Below are 24,671 nucleotides of genomic sequence, written 5' to 3' on the forward strand. Positions count from 1 at the left end.
GCCTTTGCGGACGTGTTGGCTAAACTTCTCCGCATGAACAGCGTAGCAAAGACCCTTACCATGACCTGCACGGACCCTTCGGGGTGCGCGGGGTTGGTGCTGGGCTAAAAGCGCTTTCATCCTGTGGACCCTGCCGAGGCAGGTAGGGTCGCAAGCTTCTTACCTCCTCGCATCTAAAGACGAGGATCGTCATGAAGCAATCGGAAAGCCCGCCACCGCCCGCCTTGAAAAATGCCCTGCATATCCGGGCGTCGCGCCCCGGCGATCATGAGCAGATCGCCGCCGTGATGAACCAGCCGCAAGTGCGGCGGGGAACGTTGCGCATGCCTCATACGCGTCCGGAGGAGGTCCTCTCGTGGTTGGAGAAGCCGTCAGAGGGAGGACTTCAACTGGTCGCGGAAAGGGACGGCGTCATTCTGGGAGCAGCCGGGCTCCATCGCCAGGCGGGGCGGCGTCATCACGCAGCGATGCTCGGCATGAGCGTCCATGACGCCCATCACCGGCAGGGTATCGGTAAAGCCCTGCTGTCTGAGCTCATCGATGCCGCCGACAAATGGCTGAACATAGTGCGCATCGAACTGACGGTCTTTACCGACAATGCGGCGGCCATCGCACTTTACCAGGCGGCTGGCTTTGAGGCCGAAGGCATCCATCATGCATATGCCTTTCGGGACGGAAAGTTTGCGGATGTTTTGGCCATGGCCCGAATCCGGAAAATACTGGCGGACCCTGTTCCTTTTGGAACTGCGACCCCCCGTGATTGAGGTATTCTTCTTCTCAAGGATGAGGCGGGCTCATCCAGCCAATCACTTGAGGAGAGACCACCATGCGCAAATTGATCATCGCTTCCATCGTTGCCGCTGGCGCGGCCCTTTCTTTCGCAGCCCCGTCCGTAGCTGGCGGCTACTATGGCGGTGGCTATTACGGCGGCGGCTACGACAACGTCGATCACTATTACGGCCATAAGCGCCACTACAAGCGGAGCTACTACGAGCCCCATTGCTGGATCAAGAAGATCCGCAAATATGACTATTACGGCAATCTGGTCGTCAAGCGCATCAGGGTCTGCAACTGATCCGGCCTCCCCGGAGAGCAGCCACTGACGAAAACCGGCGGTCTCCCGCCGGTTTTTTATGTTTGCCGTGCAGCGCAAGGCAGCCATGGTGGAAACGCTGTGAAACGAAAAACAGGAAACATTACAAAGATTTCATGCTGTTGGACTTCAATAAGGCGTAGTTTCGACATAGCTAGCACGGGAATTGTAAGTCCCATATCCGAACTAATCTGAAAGATGCTTGAATGGCGGATGCCACCCGGAAAATTGCCCCTGTGATCGAGAAGGACGCGTTGCCCGCCGCGCAGTCTGTGGTGGCGCCAGAAAAACGCGCGCGCTCGCGCAAGCGCTGGCTCATCCTTCCGGCCCTGCTTCTGGCCATCGGCGCCGGTTGGTATGGCTGGTCAACCTACGGCGAGCAAAGCAACGCCGAGACCGTCGTCACCGAGATGCCGGTGCGCGGCGATATCGAAAACAGCGTCACGGCGTCAGGGCTTCTTAGCCCCATCAAGGATGTCGATGTCGGCGCCCAGGTGTCCGGCCAGCTGAAAAGCCTCAAGGTCGAGATCGGCGACAGCGTCAAGCAAGGCCAACTGATCGCCGAGATCGACAGCGCCTCGATCGAGACGCAGATCGAGATCGCCGAGGCGGAACTCGCCAATCTCCAGGCCCAGATGATCGACAAGACCGCGCAGGTCGTACTGTCCGGGGCTAACCTGACGCGTCAGCGTGCTCTTGTCGCCGGCAACAGCGCGGCCCAGTCGGCGCTCGATGAAGCGGTTGCGGCGCTGGCAACGGCCGAAGCCAATGTCGATGCGCTGAAGGCGCAGGTCCGCAAGCAGCAGGCGACGCTGAAGGATGCCCGCATCAGCCTCGGCTATACCAAGATCTATGCGCCGATGACCGGCACGATCGTCAACACCTCCGCCAAGGAAGGCCAGACGCTGAACGCCAACCAGACGGCGCCGACCATCGTCACCATCGGCGACCTCTCGACCATGACCGTCGAGGCCGAGGTGTCGGAGGCCGATGTCGGCAAGCTGAAGGTCGGCATGAACGCCTATTTCACGCTGCTCGGCCAGCCCGGCAAGCGCTATCCCGGCACCTTGCGCCAGATCCAGCCGACGCCCTCGACCGAAAACAACGTCGTTCTCTACTATGCGCTGTTCGACGTGCCCAATCCCGACGGAAACCTGATGATGAACATGACGGCGCAGGTCTTCTTCGTGCGATCGTCGGCCGAAAACGTGCTGACGATCCCCGTCGCCGCCGTTCGTTCAGGCTCTGAGGGCAAGTCCGGCGAAGTCACTGTCGTCAATGCAGCGGGCGCGCGAGAAACCCGCAAGGTCGAGACCGGCATCCGCAACCGCGTCCGCGTCGAGATCACCAAGGGTCTCGACGAGAACGATGCCGTCGTGGTCGGAACGGGCTCCGCGGACAAGGCCGCGTCTTCCAGCCGCTCCAATTCGCGCCGCGGCATGCCGCCGCCGATGTTCTAGGGGCGCTTCCATGACCGCGCTCATCTCTCTCAAGGATATCCGCAAGACCTTCGTCAACGGCGACGTTGCGGTCGAGGTTCTGCGCGGCGTCTCGCTCGACATCCAGCCGGGCGAATTCGTCGCCATCGTCGGTGCCTCCGGCTCCGGCAAGTCGACGCTGATGAATCTGCTTGGCTGCCTCGATACGCCGACCGGCGGGCAATATCTGCTGGAGGGCGAGGACGTGTCGGGGTTGAACGCCGACGAACTGGCCGCCAGACGTCGCCAGATGTTCGGCTTCGTCTTCCAGAGCTACAATCTCGTGCCGACCGCGACGGCCCAGGAAAATGTCGAGATCCCGGCCATCTACGCCGGCATGCCGGCGCGAGAACGGCGTGACCGGGCAGAGACCTTGCTGCGCTCGCTGCGGCTTGGCGACCGGCTCGATCATCTGCCCAACCAGCTTTCCGGCGGCCAGCAGCAGCGTGTCTCTATCGCCCGCGCGCTGATGAACGGCGGCCAGATCATCCTCGCCGACGAGCCGACCGGCGCGCTCGACAGCCAGAGCGGCAAGGAAGTGATGGCGACCCTGCGTCAGATGAATGATGAGGGCCATACCGTCATTATCATCACCCATGCGCCGGAACTGGCCGAATCCGCCGATCGTGTCATCGAGATCAGCGACGGCCTGATCGTCGCCGACCGTATCCCCGGCAATGTCAGGCGTATCGGCCGCAGCAAGCCGACGCTCGCTGCAAGGGTCGCCGGCAAGGCTGCTATCGTGACCGATGTGGCCGAGGCGGTGCGCATGTCGTTCCGGGCCTTGCGCGCCAATCTGTTCCGCACCATCCTGACGCTGCTCGGCATCGTCATCGGCGTCAGCTCGGTCGTCGCGATGCTGGCCATCGGCACCGGCGCACAGGATTCGGTGCTGAGCCGCATCGCTGCCATGGGCTCCAATCTGCTGGTGGTCCGGCCCAATATGGCCAATTTCCGCGGCGGCGAAGGAGGCAGCATCGTCTCGCTGATCCCGTCCGATGCCGATGCCATTCTCGACCTGCCGAACATCAGTTTCGCGGTTCCCGAAATGTCCAGTTCGCTTACCGTGCGTGCCGGCAATCTCGATACGCAGACAACCGTCAACGGCACGGTGCCGCAGTTTCCCGAGGCGAAATCCTGGACGATCGAGGATGGCGCCTTCCTCGAAAAGTCGGACATGGACGCTTATGCGACCGTTGCCGTGCTGGGCCGCACGGTTGCCGATACGCTGTTTCCCGACGGCGCCGATCCGCTTGGCCAGTATATTCTCATCAAGAACATCCCCTTTCAGGTGATCGGCGTCATGTCGAAGAAGGGCGCGACCGCCGGCGGCAACGATCAGGACGACACGGTTCTGGTGCCGCTCTCCACGGGCAACCTGCGCCTCTTTGGCGCGAAAAATGTGCGCTCCATTACCGTGCAGGTGAAGGACGACAGCGCCATCAACGTCACCCAGGACCAGATCCAGGCGCTGCTCGACGAGCGGCACAAGCGGCAGGACACGCAGATCACCAATCTCGCCGCGATCCGCGAGACGTTTACCGAAACCTCCAACATCCTGAAGATTTTCCTCGGTTCCATTGCCGCGATCTCGCTGCTGGTCGGCGGTATCGGCGTAATGAACATCATGCTCGTCTCCGTCACCGAGCGCACCCGCGAGATCGGCATCCGCATGGCAACGGGCGCGCGGGGCCGCGATATCCTCACCCAGTTCATCGTCGAAGCGCTGGTCGTCTCCGCGCTCGGCGGGCTGATCGGTGTCGGACTGGGTCTCAGCATCGGCGCGATCGCGCAGGCCTTCGGCGTCGCCGTCAGTTTTGCGCCAGGGCCTGTCATCCTCGCCTTCGGCAGCGCCTTTTTGACCGGGCTCGTCTTCGGCTACCTGCCGGCTTACAATGCCTCGCGCCTGCAACCGGCCGTGGCGCTGGCCTCGACCTGACCCGGCAGTTACACGCGATGCATCTGTCATGGTTGACGCCGCTCCCCTGATCGTTTCCACTGATGCAGGTGAAACAGGAGGGAGCCCAATGTCGGATGCAGATCGTTTCATGACCGAGGCCATCGCGCTTGCCCGCGAGAATGTCCGCAGAGGCGGACGCCCGTTTGGTGCCGTGCTGGTCATGGATGGCGAGGTTGTCGCCCACGGCGTCAACGGCTTGGTCGAAACGCATGACCCGACATCCCACGCCGAACTGCTCGCCGTGCGCGCGGCGGCCATCAAGCGCCATTCGCCCATCCTGAAGGGCGCCACCATGTATGCCAGCGGCCACCCATGCCCGATGTGCCTTGCCGCCATGCGTATTGCCGGCATCACCGATATTTTCTACGCGTATTCCAACGAGGACGGTGCACCCTACGGGCTGACTTCAGCTGGGCTCTACGACGACCTCAGAAAACCCTTGGCCGAACAGCAGATGAGCTTTGCCTATCACCCGGTGCGACCGGAGGGGGAGGCCGATCTTTATGACCTGTGGAGGGAGATGCAGGAGGGGTAATCCGCGGGGAGAGGGGACGACAGAGTTTGCGGCTTGGTCCTTCTCCCCGTCATGACGGGGGGAAGGTGCCCGACAGGGCGGATGAGGGGCGTGGCGATGAGCCCCCAAAACAACTCACGCATTCCGCACCGGCGCCAGCAGCCTCAGCGCGTTGATCGTCACCAGCACCGTCGCACCCGTATCGGCAAGGATCGCCGGCCAGAGCCCGGTAATCCCGGCAATCGTCGTCACCAGGAACACGGCCTTGAGCCCCAGCGCGATGGTGATGTTCTGGCGGATATTGCCCATGGTGCGCTTGGACAGGTCGATCATCTGGGCGACGTCGCCCACCCGTCCGTGAAGCACGGCGGCATCGGCGGTTTCGAGCGCCACGTCGGTGCCGCCGCCCATGGCGATGCCGATATCGGCTGTCGCCAGCGCCGGTGCATCGTTGATCCCGTCGCCGACCTTGGCGACGATCAGGCCCTGCCGTTTCAGTTCACCGACGATCCGCTGCTTGTCTTCCGGCATCAGCTCTGCCCGTACCTCGATGCCGAGCTGCTTGCCGATCGCGGTTGCTGTGCGTTTGTTGTCGCCGGTCAGCATAACGATTCGGATGCCGGCATCCGTCAGCGCCTTCAACCCGGATTTCGCGTCCGCGCGCGGCTCGTCGCGCATGGCAATGGCGCCCGCCAGTGCCTCGCCGATGATCAGCACGGATACGGTCTTGCCTTCGTCGTTGAGCGCTGTGATCTGCGCGGTCTGCTCTGCCGACAGCGCCACTCGGTCTCCGGCTGCCTGCGGCGAGCCGAGGAAGATTGCCTTGCCGTCCACGGTCGCCGTCACGCCCTTGCCGCCCAGTGCCTTTGCGTCGGATGCCACCGGGATGGACACCTGGTCCGCCGCTGCCCGGTCGAGGATCGCCTTGGCCAGCGGATGGCTCGATCCCGTTTCAAGCGCCGCCGCGAAGGTCAGCACATCCGCTTCCGGATGATGAAAGCCGATGATGTCGGTGACCTTCGGCTTGCCCTCGGTCAATGTGCCCGTCTTGTCCAGCGCCACGGCGGTGATCGTGCCCAGCATCTCCAGCACCGCACCGCCCTTGAGCAGCAGGCCCCGCCGTGCTCCTGCCGAAAGCGAAGCGGCAATCGCCGCGGGTGTCGAGATGACGAGGGCGCAGGGGCAGCCGATCAGCAGGATGGCAAGCCCCTTGTAGACCCATTCGCCCCAGGCGCCGCCAAGCAGCAATGGCGGGATGATGGCCACAAGCGCTGCGACGACAAGAACGCCCGGCGTGTAATAGCGCGAGAACCGATCGATGAAGCGTTCGGTCGGCGCCTTGGATTCCTGCGCCTCCTCCACCAGCTTGACGACGCGGGCAATGGTGTTGTCGGCGGCGGCCGCGGTCACCCGCACCCGCAGGGCCGCGTCGCCGTTGATCGTGCCGGCAAAGACCTTGTCATCGATGCCCTTGCGCACCGGCGTGCTTTCGCCGGTCACCGGTGCCTCGTCGATGGCGCTTTCGCCGGAGAGAATGATCCCGTCGGCGGATACGCGATCACCGGGGCGCACAAGGATGATCGCGCCGACGGCAAGTCCTTCGGCCGGAACCGAACGTGTCTGCCCATCGACCTCAAGCAGCGCCTCCTTCGGCACCAGCGCCGTCAGCGACTGGATGCTCTGTCGCGCCTTGCCGGCCGCCACGCCTTCGAGAAGCTCGCCGACAAGAAAGAGGAAAACCACGGCGGCCGCTTCTTCGCCGGCATTGATGACGACAGCGCCGATAGCGGCAATCGTCATCAGCATTTCGATCGAAAACGGTGTGCCCGCCATGGCGGCCATGACAGCGCGCCGCGCGATCGGTACGAGGCCGATCAGCATGGCGGCGATGAAGATATAGGACGCGATCGACGGCACGAGATGGCCGATCGCATAGGCGACGACAAGCGCTGCACCCGACAGGATGGTCAGCTTGCCCTTTTTGCTCGCCCACCAGGGGCCGGTCGCCGGGCCATGGTCGTGTCCGTGCAACCCTTCGATTTCGGCCGCCCCGGTCTGTTTGACGTCGTCATGTCGGGCATGGTCATGTCCCGCATGGTCGTGATCCGCATGTGCATGGCCGTCTGTGCTGTGATCATGGCCGCATCCCGCATGCTTGTCCTCGGCGACCGTTGCCGCGGCCTTGCCCGCCAGCTGCGCGACCGAATAGCCAAGCCCGGTCACCTTCTTGGCGATGGCGGCAAGGTCGCTCGCATCGTCATGATTGACCGTCATGGTGCCGGCGGTCACTGACACCGAAACGTCCTTGACGCCAGGCATGCGCCGGACGGCCGTGTCGATCTTGGCCGCGCAGGAGGCGCAATCCATGCCCTCCACCCGGTACCGTGTCTGTGTCGCCTCTGCCATGATTCGCGTCCCTGTATGCTTGCTTGTCAAACCCTGGCATCTTTCCTACATCCTCTAGCGACTAGAGGTGCAAGAGGAAAATTCATGAAAAAGATCACCATCGGCGAGGCAGCCCGCCAAAGCGGCGTCAAGGTGCCGACGATCCGCTATTATGAAGGCATCGGCCTGCTTCGGGAGCCCAGCCGCAGCGAGGGCAATCAGCGCGCCTATGAACAATCGGATCTCAGCCGTCTCACCTTCATCCGCCATGCCCGTGAACTCGGCTTCGAGGTCGAGGCGATCCGCACGCTTCTCAGCCTCCAGGACAATCCGCTGCAGCCCTGCGCTTCCGCCGATGCCATCGCCAAGGCCCGGCTCGTCGAGGTCGAGCAGCGTATCCGCAGCCTGATGGCGCTGAAGGCCGAGCTGGAAATGATGGTGGAGGGCTGCGGCCATGGCCGGGTGGATCAATGCCGGGTGATCGAGGTGCTTGCCGATCATGCCGAGTGCAAGCATCACAGTCACTGATATGGGCGCCGGATCGCGGCCGATTGCGCGCGACATGCCTCTCGGCTACGGTCGTCGCGCATGAAGACACATAAAAGACGGACCGTCATGACGCTTCAGGGAAAACGCATCCTCCTCATCATCTCCGGCGGTATCGCGGCTTACAAGAGCCTCGATCTCATCCGCCGCCTGCGCGAGCGCGGTGCGTCCGTGCGGCCGGTGATGACCGCGGGCGCGCAGGCTTTCGTCACGCCGCTTGCCGTCGGCGCGCTGGCCGCGGACAAGGTTTTCACCGAGCTGTTTTCCCGCGAGGACGAGCAGGATGTCGGTCATATCCGGCTTGCCCGTGATTGTGACCTCGTCGTAATCGCTCCCGCCACCGCCGACCTGATGGCGAAGATGGCGAACGGCCTTGCCGACGATCTGGCCTCGACCATCCTGCTGGCGACGGACAAGCCGGTGCTTGTCGCGCCTGCCATGAACCCGAAGATGTGGTCGCACCCCGCCACCCGCCGCAACCACGCGACGCTTTTGGCCGATGGTATCCGCTTCATCGGACCTGCCTCGGGTGAAATGGCCGAAAGCGGCGAGAAGGGCGAAGGCCGCATGGCCGAACCGCTGGAGATCGCGGCCGCTGTCGAAGCCCTCCTCGATACAGGCCCGAAACCATTGACCGGCAGGAAAGCCATCGTTACCTCCGGCCCGACACATGAGCCGATTGACCCGGTGCGCTACATCGCCAACCGCTCGTCCGGAAAGCAGGGCCATGCCATCGCCGGCGAACTTGCCTGGCTGGGTGCCGATGTGACGCTGGTCTCCGGCCCTGTGACGATCCCGGACCCGAAAGGCGTCACGGTCGTCCGCGTCGAGCGGGCGGAGGAGATGCGCGATGCCGTCCTGGCAGCGCTGCCCGCCGATATTGCCGTCATGGTCGCGGCCGTCGCCGACTGGCGCGTGGCCAGCGCTTCCGGCAACAAGATCAAGAAAAAGCCCGGTGAAGCCCCGCCGCCGCTGCTGCTCACCGAAAACCCGGACATCCTGAAGACCGTCGGTCATCACCCTAAACGTCCGAAACTGGTTGTCGGCTTCGCGGCCGAAACGCAGGATGTCGCCGAAAACGGCCGTTCGAAGCTGGAGCGGAAGGGGGCCGACTACATCATTGCCAACGACGTTTCGCCCCATACCGGCATCATGGGCGGAGATCGCAATACCGTGAAGGTGATCGGCAAATCAGGCGACGAAGACTGGCCGGACATGGACAAGCAGGCGGTGGCCGAACGGCTCGCCCGGCTCATTGCATCACATTTTCCCTGACGCCACCCGGCCCATCCGGGACGTGTCGGGGGCGGCACCTGCCGTTCCGAACAGGCGCACATCGACGCCGTTTTCGCCGACGATGACGGCGGTTCCATCAGGAATTTCCACCCAGGCATTGTCGTCGTCGTTGAGCGGTTCGGAGACGAGGCAGTAACCGCCGCTCGGTCCCATTGGCGCCGCATAGAGCGTCGGCGCCTTCCAGTCGGAGGCGTAGCGCACAGCATAGAGGTCATGGCCATCGGAAAGTGCGGCGGTAAACCGCACCAGAACCTTGCGCTCCAGATGCTCGGCCAGCCGTTCGACGAAGGCCAGCGTTTCGGCAATGGCACCCAGCGGATCCTGCTCAAGGCCGAACTGCAGCGCCAGCAGGAACAGCAGCTCGCTGTCGGTTGAGCCGGTGCGGGCCGTATAGAGATCGTTGTCGAGCATCGCCTCCATCGGCCGGCGCAGGTGCTCGAAGTCGCCGATCTGGCCGTTGTGCATGAAGGACCAGCGGCCGTGCACGAAAGGATGGCAATTGTCGCGCCGCGTGCCGCCGCCGGTCGCCGCTCGCACATGGGCGAGGAACAGTGGTGAGCGAATCTGCCGCGCGATGCTCTTCAGATTGCAGTCCGACCAGGCGGGCAGAATGTCGCGGTAGCGGCCGGGTTCCGGATGATCGCCGTACCAGGCGATGCCGAAGCCGTCGCCGTTGGTCGCGGTCTTGGCGCGGGTGGCGCAATGGGATTGCTCGATCAGGGAGTGCGCGGGAGACGACACCAGTTCCTCGAGATAAAGCGGCTCTCCGCGATAGGCTGCCCAGCGGCACATGAAGGATACTCCGGATCGCGGGGATGGCCCGCCTTGATGGTTCGTTAACCATGATATGGACCGATCATCCGGCCGAACATGGTAAAAATACGTTAACGAACAGGATCATTTCCACATCTTGCCTGTCAATCTAGCGGTTTTTGATTGTTCGATCTGTTTCCGTGGGAACGAGGGCTCATGAATATTCAATGGATGCATACGGATCGATGACGGTTGGGCAGATCGTGAAACGGTGGGAAAAATGGAATCGTGGAATGAATATTCTATTCTTCATCCCTTTCTTTGCATAAGGTCTTGAAGATGCCGCAGAGGCAGAAAAGAGACCCGCTTAAAATGTCTGAAACGGAAAACAGCACCGCTATTCCGCAGGATTTCGATGGCCTCAAGGCGATCATCCTGGAGCGCAAGGCGCAATTGCCCAAGCGCCTTCGCCAGGTGGCGGCCTATGCGCTGGACAATCCGGACGAGATCGCCTTCGGCACGGCGGCGAGCATCGCCACGTCGGCCGATGTGCAGCCATCGACGCTCGTCCGCTTCGCCCAGCATTTCGGTTTCGAGGGCTTTTCCAGCCTGCAGCAGATTTTCCGGGCCCGCCTGCGCGAACGCACGCCGGGGTATGACGAACGGCTCCGTGCGCTGAGCGGCAACGACCACAGCAAGCTGGAGAGCGGCTCGATCTTCAACGGCTTCGTGGCTGCCGCCCATCGCTCGCTCGATAATATCGCCAGTTCTGTCGAACCGGAAGCCTTCGAGCGCGCCGTCAATATCCTTGCCGACGCGGAAACGATCTATCTCGTTGCCAAGCGCCGCTCCTATCCGATCTCCGGCTACATGGCTTATGCCTTCGGCAAGTTGAAGGTCAGATACCAGATGGTCGGCACGGCAGCCGGTATTGACGATGATATACTGGCGATGGCAGGTTCGAAGGACGCGGCATTCGCCGTCAGCTTCTCGCCCTATGCGTCCGAAAGCGTCAATCAGGCAAAGTTGCTCGCCAGCCGCAAAGTACCTGTCGTGTCGTTGACCGATTCGGCATTTTCCCCCCTGGCGGAATCCTCGAAGGTCTGGTTTGAGCTTGTCGAGGCCGATCATGCGGGGTTTCGCTCGCTGTCTGCCAGCATGGCCTTCGCCATGGCATTGACCGTGGCCGTGGCCGAAAAACGGCGACGGATCGCGGAAGAACAGGCAATGGAATGAAAATTCTATATTGACTATCAGTCGGAATTTATGTTTCATAAAAACGATAATCCACCAGCCAATAAAAATGTCGGCGCGACGCAAGCGCCCGCCGGGAGGAAGCAGTGAGCCAGACCAACAGGACGCAGGCAGACAAGCCGCTCGACCTCATCACCATCGGCCGTGCCTCGGTCGATCTCTATGGCCAGCAGATCGGCACGCGGCTGGAAGACGTCGCCAGTTTCGCCAAATCTGTCGGCGGTTGCCCGACCAATATCTCCGTCGGCACGGCCCGTCTCGGCCTGAAATCGGCGCTTCTCACCCGCGTCGGCAAGGAGCAGATGGGCCGCTTCATCCGCGAGCAGCTGGAGCGCGAAGGCGTCGAAACCAGGGGCATCGTCACCGATCCGGAGCGGCTGACGGCACTGGCCATCCTTGCCGTCGAAAGTGACCATTCCTTCCCGCTGCTGTTCTACCGCGACAACTGCGCCGACAGTGCGCTCTGCGAAGACGACGTCTCCGAAGACTTCATTCGTTCCGCTCGCGCCATCCTCGTCACCGGCACGCATTTCGCCAAGCCGCATACGGATGCCGCCCAGCGCAAGGCAATCCGCATCGCCAAGGAAAGCGGCGCCAAGGTCGTGTTCGACATCGACTACCGGCCCAACCTCTGGGGTCTTGCCGGCCATGACGCCGGCGACAACCGCTATATCGCCTCGGAAAAGGTGTCCGCGCACCTGAAGACGGTCCTGGCCGATTGCGACCTGATCGTCGGCACGGAAGAAGAGGTGCTGATTGCGTCGGGCGACAGCGATCTGCTCGCCGCTTTGAAGACCATCCGGGCCAATTCCAGGGCGACGATCGTGCTGAAGCGCGGCCCGATGGGCTGCATCGTTTATGACGGTCCGATTTCCGACAATCTGGAAGACGGCATTGTCGGCAAGGGTTTCCCGATCGAGGTCTATAACGTTCTGGGTGCCGGCGACGCGTTCATGTCCGGTTTCCTGCGTGGTTGGCTGAAGGGCGAGCCGCATGCGACATCAGCCACCTGGGCCAATGCCTGCGGTGCTTTCGCGGTTTCCCGTCTGCTTTGTGCGCCGGAAATCCCGACCTGGACCGAGTTGCAGTTCTTCCTCGAAAACGGCAGCAAGGAAAAGGCGCTGCGCAAGGACGAGGCGATCAACCACGTCCACTGGGCAACGACCCGCCGCCGCGAAATCCCGCAGCTGATGGCGCTTGCCATCGATCATCGCAGCCAGCTGGAAGATCTGGCCGGGGGCAACGCCGAGCTTCTCGCCCGCATCCCGGCCTTCAAGGTTCTCGCCGTCAAGGCCGCCGAGCGCATCGCCAACGGTCGTCCCGGCTTCGGCATGCTGATCGACGACAAGTACGGTCGCGACGCCCTGTTTGCCGTCAACAAGAACTTCTGGATCGGCAAGCCGATTGAGCTTCCGGGCTCGCGGCCGCTGCAGTTCGAGTTCAGTCAGGATCTCGGTAGCCGGCTCATCGAATGGCCGATCGATCACTGCATCAAGGTTCTGAGCTTCTATCATCCCGACGACCCGGCCGAGATGAAGGCTACCCAGATCGCCAAGCTGCGCTCGGCCTTCGAGGCTGCACGCAAGGTCGGCCGCGAAATCCTGATCGAGATCATTGCCGGCAAGCATGGCACGCTCGATGACCAGACCATTCCGCGCGCGCTCAACGAAATGTATGATGCCGGCCTGAAGCCCGACTGGTGGAAACTCGAACCGCAGGCAAGCCGCGCCGCCTGGGCCGCAATCGACGCCGTCATCGAAAAGCGCGACCCGCTCTGCCGGGGTGTCGTCCTGCTCGGACTGGAAGCCCCATATGAGGCCCTGAAGGAAGGTTTCGCCGCCGCGCGCACGTCAAAGACCGTCAAGGGTTTCGCCGTCGGCCGGACGATCTTTGCAGAGGCCAGCAAGGCCTGGCTTGCCGGTGACATGACCGACGAGCAGGCAATCGCCGATATGGCGGGCAAATTCGAGGCCCTGGTCAACCTGTGGCTCGGCCTTGCGGAAACGAACGCGGCTTGATCGGTCGGTGAGCTCCACCTCCCACTTGAGGGGGGAGGTCGCAGCGAAGCTGCAGGTGGGGGTGATCCGTTGGGTGTCGTGGAAATCAACCCACCCCGGACCTGCGGTCCGACCCTCCCCCTCAAGGGGAGGGTGTGAAGTAGAAAACCGAGGCAATGTCCTCGTTCGAGGAGGAAACAATGAGCCAGAAGACCGTTCGCCTGACCATGGCGCAAGCCGTCGCGCGGTTTCTCACCAAGCAGATGACCGTGATCGAGGGCGAGAAGACGCCGATCTTCGGCGGAGTCTTCGCCATTTTCGGCCACGGCAATGTCGCCGGTATCGGCGAGGCGCTGCATGGCATCAAGGATACGCTGCCGACCTATCGCGCCCAGAACGAGCAGGGCATGGCGAACGCGGCCATCGCCTTTGCCAAGGCAAGCTTCCGCCGCCGCTTCATGGCCTGCACCACCTCCATCGGTCCCGGCGCGCTCAACATGGTGACGTCGGCTGCCCTTGCCCATGTCAACCGCCTGCCGGTCCTGCTTCTCCCCGGCGATGTCTTTGCCAATCGCCGTCCTGATCCGGTCCTTCAGCAGATCGAGGATTTCGGCGACGGTACCATGACCGTCAACGACTGCTTCCGCCCCGTCTCGCGCTATTTCGACCGCATCACTCGGTCCGAACAGATCATCCCGGCGCTGCGCCGCGCCATGCAGGTGCTGACCGATCCCGCCGATTGCGGCCCGGTGACGCTGTCGCTCTGCCAGGATGTGCAGGCGGAAGCCTATGATTATCCGGAAAGCTTCTTCGACGAAAAGGTCTGGGCCACCCGCCGCCTGCATCCGGATGCGGACGAACTGGCCCACGCGATTACGGTGCTGAAGGCTGCCAGAAAGCCGGTGATCATTTCCGGTGGCGGCGTGCTTTACTCCGAAGCCAGCAAGACACTTGCCGCCTTCGCGGAAAGACACGGCATCCCTGTGGTCGAAACCCAGGCCGGCAAGTCGTCGTTGCCGCACAGCCATCCGCTCAACATGGGTTCGGTCGGCGTCACCGGCACATCGGCGTCCAACCAGATGGCCGAGGATGCCGATGTGGTTCTCGCCGTCGGCTCGCGCCTGCAGGATTTCACCACCGGTTCCTGGTCGCTGTTCAAGAACGATAACCTGAAGATCATTGGCCTCAACACCCAGGCCTTCGACGCTGCCAAGCATGAGGCCCTGCCGCTGGTGTCCGACGCCCGCGTCGGCCTCGATGCGCTGAGCGCCGGTCTCGGTTCGCACAAGGTCGATACCGCCTGGACGAAGAAGGCGACCGATGGCAAGGCCGAATGGTTGAAGGCCGCCGACAAGGCGACCGCGGCGACCAATGCGGCGCTGCCGTCCGACGCCCAGGTCATCGGCGCCGTCCAGCGGGCCCGCAAGGAAAACACCACGCTCGTCTGCGCCGCCGGCGGTTTGCCCGGCGAGTTGCACAAGCTCTGGCAGGCGGATGCGCCCGGCAGCTATCACATGGAATACGGCTTTTCGACCATGGGCTACGAAGTGGCCGGCGGTCTGGGCGTCAAGCTGGCCAGGCCCGACAGCGATGTGATCGTCATGGTCGGCGACGGCAGCTACATGATGCTGAATTCGGAGATCGCCTCGTCGATCATGCTCGGTGCCAAGATCACCATCGTGCTGCTCGACAATGCAGGCTACGGCTGCATCAACCGGCTGCAGATGGCAACCGGCGGCGCCAACTTCAACAACCTGCTGCGCGACACCCATCATGTCACGCTGCCGGCCATCGATTTTGCCGGGCATGCCGCTGCCATGGGCGCGCTCACCCGAAAGGTCGCCTCGATCAGCGAGCTGGAAATCGCGCTGAAGGAAACCGCCGGCGAAAGCCGCACCACCGTTATCGTCATCGATACCGATCCGCTGATCACCACGGATGAGGGTGGCAACTGGTGGGATGTGGCGGTGCCGGAAGTCTCCGTTCGGACTGAGGTCAACGAGGCCCGCAAGGGCTACGAAAAGGCGCTCGCGTCCCAGCGTATCGGTTAAGATAGGCAATCACAAACTCCGTCATCCTCGAGCCTGACCCGAGGATGACGGGAATACTGGATGAGAAGGAAGGCCGATCGCCTTCCTCCAAGGAGAATTTTCATGAAGGCCAAACTCGGCATGTCGCCCATTGCCTGGTGGAACGACGATCTTCCCGAACTCAGCGACGACGTGTCGCTCGAAGAATGCCTGCGCCAGTCGCGCAGCGCCGGCTTCACCGGCATGGAGCAGGGGCGCCGCTTTCCCAACAATCCGAATGAGATGCTGCCGATCCTGCGCGCCGCCGACGTGACGCTTTGCGGCGGCTGGTTCTCCGGCACGCTGGTCAATGAGGAACTGTCCGCCAACAAGGACCGCATCGCGCCGATGATCGAACTGTTCAAGGCCGTCAATGCGCCCTGCATCGTCTATGGCGAAGTCGGCCGCTCTATCCAGGGCGACCGCTCCAGGCCGCTCGCCACCAAGCCGCGCCTTGGCGATGACGAGATGAAGGCCTATGCCCGCCGCGTCACCGAATTCGGCGAATGGTGCGCCGATCACGGCATGCCGCTTTCTTATCATCACCACATGGCGGCCGTCGTGGAGACCGAGCCGGAGCTCGACGCATTCATGAAGAATTCGGGGCAAGGCATTCCGCTGCTCTTGGACGCCGGCCATCTGGCTTTCGCCGGCGGCGACGTGCTGCGTGCCATCGACAACCACCATGCCCGCATCAACCACGTGCATGTGAAGGACATCCGTCAGGCGGTTGTCAACGGTCTGGATCGCAGCAGGCAGTCCTTCCTCGACGCCGTGGCGCTCGGGGCCTTTACCGTACCGGGCGACGGCTCGCTCGATTTCGGCGCCATCGTCAAGCGTTTCGCCGACTATGGTTATGAAGGCTGGTTCGTCGTCGAGGCCGAGCAGGACCCCCGCAACGCCCCGCCTGCGAAGATGGCGGAGATCGGTTATGCCGAACTGATGCGCGTCATGACCGCTGCGGGCTATACAGTGGAAACGGAAGGCTTCCCCAAGGGGTGACGCGTAGCTCACCTCCCCCTTGAGGGGGGAGGTCGCAGCGAAGCTGCGGGTGGGGGTGACCCGTTGTTTGACGCAGGAACTCGCCCCACCCCGACACTGCGTGCCGACCCTCCCCCTCAAGGGGAAGGTGAAAACTGAACAGGAGCCACACTCATGCCCAACCTTCTCGTCAAGCCAAACGGCACCTCCGGTCTCGTCCATGACATCACGCCGCAATCCGCCGGCTGGACCTATGTCGGTTTCGGCCTCAACCGGTTGGCTTCTGGCGAAAAGACGGCGGGCGAAAGCGCCGATCGCGAAACCTGCCTCGTGCTCGTCTCCGGCAAGGCGAAAGTCTCGGTCGATGGCGAGGATTTCGGCGAGCTGGGTGAGCGCATGACGCCGTTCGAGGGCCAGCCCTATGCGGTCTATGTGCCGAAGGGCAGCCGCTGGGAGGCAACGGCAACGACGGCGCTCGATCTCGCCGTCTGCTCCGCTCCGGGCGGCGAAGGCTACAAGACGAAGGTGATCCGTCCGGGAACGCATCCGCAGATGACGCGCGGCAAGGCGACCAATACGCGCTACGTCACCAACATCATGCCGGAAGACGACAACGCGGCACATTCGCTGCTGGTGGTCGAAGTCATCACGCCCGGCGGCCACACCTCGTCCTATCCGCCGCACAAGCACGACGAGGACAATCTGCCGGCCGAAAGCTTCCTCGAGGAAACCTATTATCACCGCCTGAATCCGGCTCAGGGCTTTGCCATGCAGCGGGTCTATACCGATGACAGGTCGCTGGACGAGGCGATGGCGGTCGAGGATGGCGATGTCACGCTGGTGCCGAAGGGCTATCATCCGGTTGCCGCCATCCATGGTTACGACCTCTACTACCTCAACGTCATGGCCGGTCCGTCGCGCGTCTGGAAATTCAACAATGCCAAGGAACATGCCTGGCTGTTTACCGGCGTCTGATGCGCTATTCTGCCTCCCTGCAAAGGGAGGCTCCAATGAAGATCGATGGACAATGCCATTGCGGCCGCGTCACCTACGAGGCCGAGATCGAGCCCGATGATGTTTCGATCTGCCATTGCACCGATTGCCAGCATCTGACCGGCTCGGTCTATCGGGTCACGGTGGCCGCGCCGAAAGACGATTTCCGCATCACGGGCGGCGAGCCGAAAACCTACGTCAAGACCGGCGACAATGGCCGCACCCGCTTCCAGATGTTCTGCGGTGATTGCGGCTCGCCGATCTATACGACCGGCACCGACGAGGACGCCGGGGAGATCGGCATCCGCTGGGGCAATATCCGGCAGCGCGCGGTCCTTGCGCCGAAAAGCCAGATCTGGTGTTCTTCGGCGGCGAACTGGTTTGGCGAGCGCGATGCGCTGCCGGGCCGGGATCGTGATTGAGGAGCGGCGATGAAGACCGGTCAGTTCCGCATGCGGCGATGCGCGATGAAGGGCGTGGAAGCCGTCGAGGCCGATACGGTCCACAGCTTCGGCCGGCATACGCATGACCAGTTCGGCATTGGCGTGATCCTGCGCGGCGTGCAGAAATCCGCGAGCGGACGCGGACCGGTCGAGGCGGGGCCGGGCGACATGATCACGGTCAATCCGGGCGAAGTCCATGACGGCCATCCGATCGGCGAGGCGGGCCGGTCCTGGCGGATGCTCTATTTCGATCCCTCCCTCATTGCGGAAATGGTGCTCGATATCGGCGAAGGACGGACTGGCGATTTCGTATTCGCGCAGCCGGTGATGCATGAGCGGACCAGGATGGAGCGGTTTCTGCCGGTCTATGCCGCAATGACGCAGGCCTCTCAAACGCTGGCGCCGGAAGCGGCGCTGTTCCAACTGATCGCATCGCTGATGGATTGGCGGAAGACATCCCGGTTTGTGCCTCCGTCGGTCAGCCGGGCCAAGACCTTGATCGATGATGATCCGCTCTCCGGCGTGACCCTTGCCGATCTCGCGGAGGCGAGCGGCATCAGCCGCTTTCAGCTGGTGCGCGGGTTTGCCCAGGCGACCGGCATGACGCCGCACGCCTATCTCGTCCAGCGTCGCATCGGGATCGTGCGGCGGATGATTGCCGGGGGTACACCGCTTGCCGAGGCTGCTTTCGCCTGCGGGTTCGCCGACCAGAGCCACATGACGCGGACTTTCGTGCGTGCCTATGGCGTGACGCCCGGCGCCTATGCGCTGGCCTATAGCTGACGGGCTGCAATTTCGTTCAAGACCCAAAGATGGCAATCCGGTTTGCTGCCGGTTTCCTCATCGAACGGAGAGCGTCTTGACCCTCGAATATCTGCTGACATCCATCGTCGTCATTCTCCTGCCCGGCACCGGTGTGCTCTACACGCTGGCGATCGGGCTCAACTCCGGTGCCCGTGCCAGCGTGGTTGCCGCGTTCGGCTGCACGCTCGGCATCCTGCCGCATATCGTCGCCAGCGTTGCGGGCCTCGCGGCTTTGCTCCACGCCAGCGCGCTGGCCTTCGAGCTCATCAAGTATTTGGATGTCGCCTATCTGCTCTACATGGCGTGGAGCGTTCTGAGGGACACCGAAAGCCTTCGGTTGACGGATGAAGCGAAGCCCGTGCCTGCAGGCAGGATTATTGCAACGGCCATTCTGCTCAACAGCCTCAATCCGAAACTGTCGTTGTTCTTCCTCGCTTTCCTGCCACAGTTCGTGCCCACCGGCACGCCGTCCCCGACGTTGTTCATGCTGGGACTTGCCGCCGTGTTCATGGCCCTGACCTTCATCGTCTTCGTGTTCTACGGCGTCTTTGCTGCGGCGGCGCGGCGCTATGTCATCGCAAGGCCGGGTGTGACCACCTGGCTGCGGCGCGGTTTTGCAGGGGCCTTCGGCCTGATGGGGCTGCGGCTTGCTTTGTCGGCGCGGTGAAAGCCGGGAAGAAAGCGCGCTCGGCGATGGCGAAAAGGCGATATCCGTTTGATCTCAGACGGGAATCCCCTTATTCGAACGGGGAAGCTCCGCTCGCGCAAAGTCGGGCGGAGAGCCAGACCTTCAAAGGAGCCGCCCCTTGTCTTCCGCGTCGTCGCCGGTTTTCGGCAAGAAATATTCCGCCTTCCTGTTCGATATGGACGGAACGCTGCTGAGTTCGATCGAAGCGGCCGAGCGGGTGTGGGGAAAATGGGCTGAAAGCCATGGCCTTGATGTCGCGACCTTTCTGCCGACCATGCACGGCAAGCGCGGCGTCGATACGATCCGGCAGCTGGGCCTGCCCGGTGTCGATCCCGAAGCGGAATCGGCGATCATCTGCCAGGGCGAGATCGAGGACGTCGAGGGTGTGAAGCCCCTGCCGGGCGCGATCGAGTTCTTGAAGAGTCTGCCGCCGGAGCGCTGGGCGATCGTCACGTCCTCGCCGCGCGAACTCGCCAAGGTCCGCATCGCCGCTGCCGGTCTTCCCGAACCGAAGTACATCGTCATCGCCGAGGATGTCTCGCGCGGCAAGCCGAGCCCGGAATGCTACCTGCTCGGCGCAAAGCGCGTCGGCTTCGATGCCAGGGACTGCTTGGTGTTCGAGGATGTGGCGGCCGGTGTGATCGCTGGGGAATCGGCCGGTTCGGACGTCATGGTCATCACCGCGACCCATACGCATCCGTTCGTAACGTCGCATCCGACCATCCCCGGCTATATCGGCATCGAGGTCTCGGTCGATGAAAATGGCGACCTCACCCTGATCGACCGCCGTTAGCAGGATGGATGTCAACCTCCTCCATGCGAGAGGATGTTGACGATCGTGCCAAAGGGATCGCGTACATAGAAGCGGCGCACGCCCCATGGCTCGTCGGTGATGTCGTAGATGATCGCAAAGCCCATTGTCCTGGCCTTTTCATAGACGTCATCGACATTGTCGACTTCGATCGAAAGCTGCGGCACCGGCGTGCCGGAGCCACCTTCGCTGGCGACCGAAACTTGTGCGGATGCCTGCCGGTCTGAAGCGAAGGTAACGATCCAGCCGTGATCCATGGCGAGATCAAGCCCGAGCAGATCGCCGTAGAAGGCTTGTGCTGCCTTCGGATCGAGCGCATGCAGGTTGGCGACGATCCGCCGAACGGTCATCGTTCAGGCGCTCCCGCGCGCTTGTGCCATCGACTGATCGAGCTGTGAAATCAATAACAGGAGCATGTCGTTTGCCGGTGTCGGCACGCCGGCCATGCGCGCGAGCTGGGTGACGGCAAGTGTGAGCGGGGTGATCTCCATCGGACGTCCCTGTTCGAGATCCTGCAGCATCGACGTCTTGGCGTTGCCCAGGCTGCGGGTATGCTCCAACCGCTGGTCGATCGTCGTGTCGACGCGGCAGCCCAGGCGTTCGGAGACGGCTTTTGTCTCTGTCATGATCTTGCGCACCAGCGTTTCCAGCGGCCCGTCGACGATTTCGTCGATCCGGGCGCGGGTAAGGGCGCTGATGGGATTGAGGGCCGCATTGCCGAGCAGCTTCAGCCAGAGTTCGTCGCGGATGCGGTCGGTGGTTTTTATGGTCCAGCCGCTGGCCTGAAACAGGCCGGCGATTTCGGCAAGCGCCGGCGACAGGGCGCCAGAAGGTTCGCCCAGATGAAGCAGGCCGCTGCTGGTCAGGCGGATATGGCCAGGCTCGATCATTTGCGCGCCCTGATAGATCACCCCGCCGATAACCCGTTCGGGACTGATCCGCTGCCAGACAATACCGCCCGGATCGAGCGCCTCGATCTGCCGGCCCTCAAGGCCGCTTGCCGTGTCGCCATGAAAATACCACCACGGAATACCATTCTGGATCATCACCACGCGGCCACCCGGCTTCAGCAGGCGGGCGATATCGGCGCTTGCCGACGTCAGCTGATGGCCTTTGAGAGTGGCAATGACGAGATCCTGCGGCTCAAGATCGGCGGCATTGTCGGTTGCCGCAAACCTTGCGACGAGCGGCTCTGTCTTTCCCTGTTCATGCAGATGCAGGCCGTTTTTACGGATTGCCTGCAGATGCGCGCCGCGGGCGATCGCCGAAATCGTCGAGCCTGCGAGCGCCGGGGAAGCGGCAAGCCGTGCCGCCAGCGCACCACCGATGGCGCCGGCGCCGAAAATGCAGATGCTCCGGAAATGGGCCGAGAGGCCTGTTTTGGTTTCTGGGTTCTGCATAGGGCCTCCGGCAAGCGGCTTCAAAAAATGAGACGTTCCTGGTAGCAACCGTCTTCACCCGCTCCGGTCATCTAAGCTGGTCTCTCAGAAAATAATAGATACTCGCCGCAATCGGGACCACCGAAAGCGCCGTCCCGCCGAACCTTGGTGCCTGATATCACGCCGCCTTGGCGACGTGATATTCCTTGATGGCGATCATCTTGATCGCCGGATAGCGCTCCGCTTCATAGCGCAGCGAGAATGAATCCTGCGCCAGGAACACCGGATCGCCGTCGAGATCGCGGGCGATGTCGCCGCGACGGGCGGTGATGAATTTGTCGAGATCCGCCGGCTGGTCGGCCGAAATCCAGCGGCAGACCGAGAAGCGCGCCACATCGAACGAGACCGGCAGGCCGTATTCCGATTGCAGCCGTTCTTTCAGAACATCCAGCTGCAGCGCGCCGACGACGCCGACGATGGCCGGAGAGCCGTCTTCGGGCGAGAACAGCTGCACGACGCCTTCCTCAGCCATCTGCTGCAGCGCCTCTTTCAGTTTCTTCGCCTTCATCGCATCTTCCAGGCGCACGCGGCGCAGGATTTCCGGCGAGAAGTTCGGCACGCCCTGGAACACCAGCTGTTCGCCTTCGGTCAGCGTGTCGCCGATGCGCAGGGTGCCGTGGTTCGGAATGCCCACCACATCGCCTGCATAGGCCGTGTCGGCCAGCTGGCGTTGCGAGGCGAAGAAGAATTGCGGCGCCGTCAGCCCCAGCTGCTTGCCGGTGCGCGCAAGCCGCGCCTTCATGCCGCGCTCCAGCTTGCCGGAGCAGACGCGGGCAAAGGCGATGCGGTCGCGGTGGTTCGGGTCCATGTTCGCCTGGATCTTGAAGACGAAGGCGGTCATTTTCTCGTCGGTGGCGTGCACCGTGCGTGTGTCGGCCACCTGGTCGCGCGGCGGCGGGGCGATCTCGCCGAGCGCATTGATCAGGTCGCGCACACCGTAGTTCCTGAGCGCCGAGCCGAAGAACACGGGCGTGAGGTGTCCTTCAAGGAAAGCCTTCCTGTTGAAAGGCTTGCAGGCCTCGATCGCCAGCGAGGTTTCGTCGATGAAGGCGTCGCGCTCGTTTTCCGGCAGGCGGTGGGCGACCATTTCCGGGCCGTTGACCTTGGTGGGAATTTCCTGCGTGTCGGAGCCGCGCACGGTATTGTCGGCCAGATGATAGGAGCCGCAGAAGGTCTTCGAGCGGCCGATCGGCCAGGTCACGGGGGCGCAGTCGAGCGCCAGTTTCTCTTCCACTTCATCGAGGATCTCGAAAGGATCGCGGCTTTCGCGGTCCATCTTGTTGATGAAGGTGATGATCGGGATGTCGCGCATGCGGCAGACTTCGAACAGCTTCAGCGTTCGCGGCTCGATGCCCTTGGCGGCGTCGATGACCATCACGGCCGCATCGACAGCAGTCAGCGTGCGATAGGTGTCGTCGGCGAAGTCTTCGTGGCCGGGCGTGTCGAGAATGTTGAAGACATTGCCGTGATATTCGAAGGTCATCACCGAGGTGACGACCGAAATGCCGCGCTCGCGCTCGATCTTCATCCAGTCGGACCGCGTCTGGATGCGATCCTTCTTGGCCTTCACCTCGCCGGCAAGCTGGATCGCTCCGCCGAACAGCAGCAGCTTTTCGGTCAGCGTCGTCTTGCCCGCGTCCGGGTGTGCGATAATAGCAAAGGTGCGGCGGCGGGAAACCGCCTCGGCGATACTTTCGGCCATGTGTCGAGATTCCTGTTCGTTGGGCCGTATCTAGCGACTCCGTGGATAACTTGCAATTCGCATTGACCGGCGCCGGCGTGGAAACCCAAATAGGGGGATGACCCTGCACGCACAAACCCGCCCGACCTTGAACCTTGTTCGCCTGCCCAACGGCGCGGGCATCGATCTGCCCGCCTATGAGACATCGGGCGCTGCCGGCATGGACCTGCGCGCCGCTGTCGAGGCCGGTCAGCCATTGGTGCTGTCTCCGGGCAGGCGGGCGCTTGTGCCGACCGGCTTCATCTTCGAGGTTCCGGCGGGGTACGAGGCGCAGATCCGCCCGCGCTCCGGTCTTGCCTTCAAGAACGGCATCACCTGCCTCAATACCCCCGGCACCATCGATAGCGATTATCGCGGCGAGGTGAAGGTTCTGCTGATCAATCTCGGCGACGCCGATTTCGTCATCGAGCGCGGCATGCGCATCGCCCAGATGGTGATCGCGCCGGTGACGCAGGTTTCCGTCCGCGAAACCGCGGACACCAGCGAAACGGTGCGCGGTGCCGGCGGTTTCGGCTCCACCGGCGTCTGAATGCCTGGTGCGGCTGACAGCCACGGCCTGACATTCCGGCAGGACTATTTTGGCGAGCCGGCGGCATGGGCCGGGCTGGTGGCGCTGCTGCACGATACGTTCGGCATCGATGTCGGCATTCAGGATCGCTTCGGCGGACCGGACCCGACGAGCATGCCGTTTGGCTATTTCGACGAAGCAGGCACTTGCGTTGCCAATTTCAGCGCCTTTTCCATGCCCCTGATGATCGACGGACGTCTCGTCAAGGCGGCCGGGTTCCAATCCGGTGCGGTGCGGCCGGAGTGGCGGGGGCGTGGACTTTATCGCGACCTGATGCACCGCGCGTTCGGCTGGTGCGATGTTCAAGGATTTGACTTCGGTCTTCTCCTCACCGACAAGCCGGCCGTCTATGAGCCTTATGGGTTCCGGATCTTGTCGCAGCATCGGTTCTCTGGTCCGCCGCCGGCGGGCGCGAAGCCGGTGGGTTCATTGCGTGCGCTCTCGCTGGAGAAATCCGCCGACCTGGCTTTGGTCATGCGGCTGTTGCGCGAAAGAACGCCGGTCTCCTCGATCTTCGCCGTCGCAGCGCAAACGGAAATGTTCCTGCTCAACGGCCACTTCGATCCCGACATCCAGCTTGCCTATCTCGACCAGTTTGACTCGATCGTTGCCTGGAAATCCGACGAAACGTCTTTTCAGCTTCTCGATATCGCCGGCAGAACGATTCCGCCGCTCTCCGCCGTTCTTGCGGCGCTCGATCAGAACCCGCATCGCGTCGATGTCTGTTTTCCGCCCGACCGGCTGCAATGGCAGGGCGTGCCGGAGCCGTTTGTCTCCTATACCAGCCTGATGATCCGGGGAGATGCCGCCGATCGTTTGACCGGACCTGTCATGCTGTCGCCGATGGCCGAATTCTGA

At 62.8% G+C, this 24,671-nt stretch carries 23 protein-coding genes; 18 read left to right on the forward strand and 5 right to left on the reverse strand.

Features of this window, described 5'->3' with window-relative positions:
• Positions 1–191 precede the first annotated feature (191 nt).
• From J2Z75_RS07050 to J2Z75_RS07070, 5 genes are all read left to right on the forward strand, one after another.
• Entirely contained in the window at positions 192–764 is a 573-nt protein-coding gene (locus tag J2Z75_RS07050) for a GNAT family N-acetyltransferase (protein WP_209849737.1), read from the forward strand.
• Between the two features lie 62 nt (positions 765–826).
• Positions 827–1,075, forward strand: a complete 249-nt coding sequence (locus J2Z75_RS07055) for a hypothetical protein (RefSeq protein WP_209849739.1) — start codon at positions 827–829, stop codon at positions 1,073–1,075.
• Between the two features lie 224 nt (positions 1,076–1,299).
• Positions 1,300–2,553 carry an efflux RND transporter periplasmic adaptor subunit gene (locus J2Z75_RS07060; RefSeq protein WP_209849741.1) on the forward strand — a complete coding sequence of 418 codons (1,254 nt, stop codon included), beginning with the start codon at positions 1,300–1,302 and terminating at the stop codon, positions 2,551–2,553.
• A gap of 10 nt (positions 2,554–2,563) precedes the next feature.
• Positions 2,564–4,510 (forward strand): MacB family efflux pump subunit, encoded by a 1,947-nt coding sequence (locus J2Z75_RS07065; RefSeq protein WP_209849743.1) that lies wholly within the window; start codon positions 2,564–2,566, stop codon positions 4,508–4,510.
• Between the two features lie 88 nt (positions 4,511–4,598).
• Positions 4,599–5,066: a nucleoside deaminase gene (locus J2Z75_RS07070; protein WP_209849745.1), complete on the forward strand. Its 468-nt coding sequence runs from the start codon at positions 4,599–4,601 to the stop codon at positions 5,064–5,066.
• Between the two features lie 114 nt (positions 5,067–5,180).
• On the opposite strand, the gene J2Z75_RS07075 is transcribed toward J2Z75_RS07070, so the two are convergent.
• Positions 5,181–7,451 carry a heavy metal translocating P-type ATPase gene (locus tag J2Z75_RS07075; RefSeq protein WP_209849747.1) on the reverse strand — a complete coding sequence of 757 codons (2,271 nt, stop codon included), beginning with the start codon at positions 7,449–7,451 and terminating at the stop codon, positions 5,181–5,183.
• An 84-nt stretch (positions 7,452–7,535) separates the two neighbouring features.
• On the opposite strand from J2Z75_RS07075, the gene J2Z75_RS07080 reads away from it, so the two are divergent.
• Together J2Z75_RS07080 and coaBC are read left to right on the forward strand one after the other, a co-directional pair.
• Positions 7,536–7,958 (forward strand): MerR family transcriptional regulator, encoded by a 423-nt coding sequence (locus tag J2Z75_RS07080; RefSeq protein WP_209849749.1) that lies wholly within the window; start codon positions 7,536–7,538, stop codon positions 7,956–7,958.
• A gap of 87 nt (positions 7,959–8,045) precedes the next feature.
• The gene (gene coaBC, locus J2Z75_RS07085) at positions 8,046–9,251 is read left to right on the forward strand and encodes a bifunctional phosphopantothenoylcysteine decarboxylase/phosphopantothenate--cysteine ligase CoaBC (protein ID WP_209850665.1); all 1,206 of its coding nucleotides are present in this window, start codon (positions 8,046–8,048) and stop codon (positions 9,249–9,251) included.
• Here coaBC and J2Z75_RS07090 read toward each other — a convergent pair.
• Complete coding sequence (locus J2Z75_RS07090) at positions 9,237–10,064, reverse strand: class II glutamine amidotransferase (protein ID WP_209849751.1); 828 nt, start codon at positions 10,062–10,064, stop codon at positions 9,237–9,239. The genes coaBC and J2Z75_RS07090 overlap by 15 nt on opposite strands.
• 333 nt (positions 10,065–10,397) lie before the next feature.
• Here J2Z75_RS07090 and J2Z75_RS07095 point away from each other — a divergent pair, with 333 nt between their 5' ends.
• From J2Z75_RS07095 to J2Z75_RS07135, 9 genes are all read left to right on the forward strand, one after another.
• A complete protein-coding gene (locus J2Z75_RS07095; RefSeq protein WP_209849754.1) occupies positions 10,398–11,261 on the forward strand; it encodes a MurR/RpiR family transcriptional regulator in 864 nt (287 codons plus the stop codon).
• 104 nt (positions 11,262–11,365) lie between these two features.
• Positions 11,366–13,297 (forward strand): bifunctional 5-dehydro-2-deoxygluconokinase/5-dehydro-2-deoxyphosphogluconate aldolase, encoded by a 1,932-nt coding sequence (locus J2Z75_RS07100; protein ID WP_209849757.1) that lies wholly within the window; start codon positions 11,366–11,368, stop codon positions 13,295–13,297.
• Between the two features lie 179 nt (positions 13,298–13,476).
• Positions 13,477–15,327: a 3D-(3,5/4)-trihydroxycyclohexane-1,2-dione acylhydrolase (decyclizing) gene (gene iolD / locus J2Z75_RS07105; protein ID WP_209849760.1), complete on the forward strand. Its 1,851-nt coding sequence runs from the start codon at positions 13,477–13,479 to the stop codon at positions 15,325–15,327.
• Positions 15,328–15,429: 102 nt separating this feature from the next.
• Positions 15,430–16,347 (forward strand): myo-inosose-2 dehydratase, encoded by a 918-nt coding sequence (gene iolE, locus J2Z75_RS07110; protein ID WP_209849764.1) that lies wholly within the window; start codon positions 15,430–15,432, stop codon positions 16,345–16,347.
• A 153-nt stretch (positions 16,348–16,500) separates the two neighbouring features.
• A complete protein-coding gene (gene iolB, locus J2Z75_RS07115; protein WP_209849766.1) occupies positions 16,501–17,301 on the forward strand; it encodes a 5-deoxy-glucuronate isomerase in 801 nt (266 codons plus the stop codon).
• A gap of 35 nt (positions 17,302–17,336) precedes the next feature.
• A complete protein-coding gene (locus J2Z75_RS07120; RefSeq protein ID WP_209849767.1) occupies positions 17,337–17,741 on the forward strand; it encodes a GFA family protein in 405 nt (134 codons plus the stop codon).
• A 9-nt stretch (positions 17,742–17,750) separates the two neighbouring features.
• On the forward strand, positions 17,751–18,545 hold the full coding sequence (locus tag J2Z75_RS07125; protein WP_209849769.1) for an AraC family transcriptional regulator: 795 nt from the start codon (positions 17,751–17,753) through the stop codon (positions 18,543–18,545).
• A gap of 76 nt (positions 18,546–18,621) precedes the next feature.
• Positions 18,622–19,233 (forward strand): LysE family translocator, encoded by a 612-nt coding sequence (locus tag J2Z75_RS07130; RefSeq protein WP_209849771.1) that lies wholly within the window; start codon positions 18,622–18,624, stop codon positions 19,231–19,233.
• Between the two features lie 139 nt (positions 19,234–19,372).
• On the forward strand, positions 19,373–20,047 hold the full coding sequence (locus J2Z75_RS07135; protein ID WP_209849773.1) for an HAD family hydrolase: 675 nt from the start codon (positions 19,373–19,375) through the stop codon (positions 20,045–20,047).
• 11 nt (positions 20,048–20,058) lie between these two features.
• On the opposite strand, the gene J2Z75_RS07140 is transcribed toward J2Z75_RS07135, so the two are convergent.
• The 3 genes from J2Z75_RS07140 to J2Z75_RS07150 all read right to left on the reverse strand — a co-directional run bounded on the left by J2Z75_RS07140 (position 20,059) and on the right by J2Z75_RS07150 (position 23,206).
• A complete protein-coding gene (locus J2Z75_RS07140) occupies positions 20,059–20,415 on the reverse strand; it encodes a VOC family protein (RefSeq protein WP_209849774.1) in 357 nt (118 codons plus the stop codon).
• Between the two features lie 3 nt (positions 20,416–20,418).
• Positions 20,419–21,465 (reverse strand): ketopantoate reductase family protein, encoded by a 1,047-nt coding sequence (locus J2Z75_RS07145; protein ID WP_209849776.1) that lies wholly within the window; start codon positions 21,463–21,465, stop codon positions 20,419–20,421.
• Between the two features lie 157 nt (positions 21,466–21,622).
• The gene (locus J2Z75_RS07150) at positions 21,623–23,206 is read right to left on the reverse strand and encodes a peptide chain release factor 3 (RefSeq protein ID WP_209849779.1); all 1,584 of its coding nucleotides are present in this window, start codon (positions 23,204–23,206) and stop codon (positions 21,623–21,625) included.
• A gap of 97 nt (positions 23,207–23,303) precedes the next feature.
• On the opposite strand from J2Z75_RS07150, the gene dut reads away from it, so the two are divergent.
• Positions 23,304–23,774, forward strand: coding sequence for a dUTP diphosphatase (dut, locus tag J2Z75_RS07155; RefSeq protein WP_209849782.1), 471 nt, complete (start codon positions 23,304–23,306; stop codon positions 23,772–23,774).
• Positions 23,775–24,671 (forward strand): GNAT family N-acetyltransferase, encoded by an 897-nt coding sequence (locus J2Z75_RS07160; RefSeq protein ID WP_209849785.1) that lies wholly within the window; start codon positions 23,775–23,777, stop codon positions 24,669–24,671.

The organism is Rhizobium herbae (assembly GCF_017873135.1).
Taxonomy (GTDB): domain Bacteria; phylum Pseudomonadota; class Alphaproteobacteria; order Rhizobiales; family Rhizobiaceae; genus Pararhizobium; species Pararhizobium herbae.

What these genes read in the sequence shown, in the direction of transcription:
- J2Z75_RS07050 (WP_209849737.1), top strand. Translation starts at nt 192, where the DNA reads ATGAAGCAATCGGAAAGCCCGCCACCGCCCGCCTTGAAAAATGCCCTG.
- J2Z75_RS07055 (WP_209849739.1), top strand. Translation starts at nt 827, where the DNA reads ATGCGCAAATTGATCATCGCTTCCATCGTTGCCGCTGGCGCGGCCCTT.
- J2Z75_RS07060 (WP_209849741.1), top strand. Translation starts at nt 1,300, where the DNA reads ATGGCGGATGCCACCCGGAAAATTGCCCCTGTGATCGAGAAGGACGCG.
- J2Z75_RS07065 (WP_209849743.1), top strand. Translation starts at nt 2,564, where the DNA reads ATGACCGCGCTCATCTCTCTCAAGGATATCCGCAAGACCTTCGTCAAC.
- J2Z75_RS07070 (WP_209849745.1), top strand. Translation starts at nt 4,599, where the DNA reads ATGTCGGATGCAGATCGTTTCATGACCGAGGCCATCGCGCTTGCCCGC.
- J2Z75_RS07075 (WP_209849747.1), bottom strand. Translation starts at nt 7,451, where the DNA reads ATGGCAGAGGCGACACAGACACGGTACCGGGTGGAGGGCATGGATTGC.
- J2Z75_RS07080 (WP_209849749.1), top strand. Translation starts at nt 7,536, where the DNA reads ATGAAAAAGATCACCATCGGCGAGGCAGCCCGCCAAAGCGGCGTCAAG.
- coaBC (WP_209850665.1), top strand. Translation starts at nt 8,046, where the DNA reads ATGACGCTTCAGGGAAAACGCATCCTCCTCATCATCTCCGGCGGTATC.
- J2Z75_RS07090 (WP_209849751.1), bottom strand. Translation starts at nt 10,064, where the DNA reads ATGTGCCGCTGGGCAGCCTATCGCGGAGAGCCGCTTTATCTCGAGGAA.
- J2Z75_RS07095 (WP_209849754.1), top strand. Translation starts at nt 10,398, where the DNA reads ATGTCTGAAACGGAAAACAGCACCGCTATTCCGCAGGATTTCGATGGC.
- iolD (WP_209849760.1), top strand. Translation starts at nt 13,477, where the DNA reads ATGAGCCAGAAGACCGTTCGCCTGACCATGGCGCAAGCCGTCGCGCGG.
- iolE (WP_209849764.1), top strand. Translation starts at nt 15,430, where the DNA reads ATGAAGGCCAAACTCGGCATGTCGCCCATTGCCTGGTGGAACGACGAT.
- iolB (WP_209849766.1), top strand. Translation starts at nt 16,501, where the DNA reads ATGCCCAACCTTCTCGTCAAGCCAAACGGCACCTCCGGTCTCGTCCAT.
- J2Z75_RS07120 (WP_209849767.1), top strand. Translation starts at nt 17,337, where the DNA reads ATGAAGATCGATGGACAATGCCATTGCGGCCGCGTCACCTACGAGGCC.
- J2Z75_RS07125 (WP_209849769.1), top strand. Translation starts at nt 17,751, where the DNA reads ATGAAGACCGGTCAGTTCCGCATGCGGCGATGCGCGATGAAGGGCGTG.
- J2Z75_RS07140 (WP_209849774.1), bottom strand. Translation starts at nt 20,415, where the DNA reads ATGACCGTTCGGCGGATCGTCGCCAACCTGCATGCGCTCGATCCGAAG.
- J2Z75_RS07145 (WP_209849776.1), bottom strand. Translation starts at nt 21,465, where the DNA reads ATGCAGAACCCAGAAACCAAAACAGGCCTCTCGGCCCATTTCCGGAGC.
- J2Z75_RS07150 (WP_209849779.1), bottom strand. Translation starts at nt 23,206, where the DNA reads ATGGCCGAAAGTATCGCCGAGGCGGTTTCCCGCCGCCGCACCTTTGCT.
- dut (WP_209849782.1), top strand. Translation starts at nt 23,304, where the DNA reads ATGACCCTGCACGCACAAACCCGCCCGACCTTGAACCTTGTTCGCCTG.
- J2Z75_RS07160 (WP_209849785.1), top strand. Translation starts at nt 23,775, where the DNA reads ATGCCTGGTGCGGCTGACAGCCACGGCCTGACATTCCGGCAGGACTAT.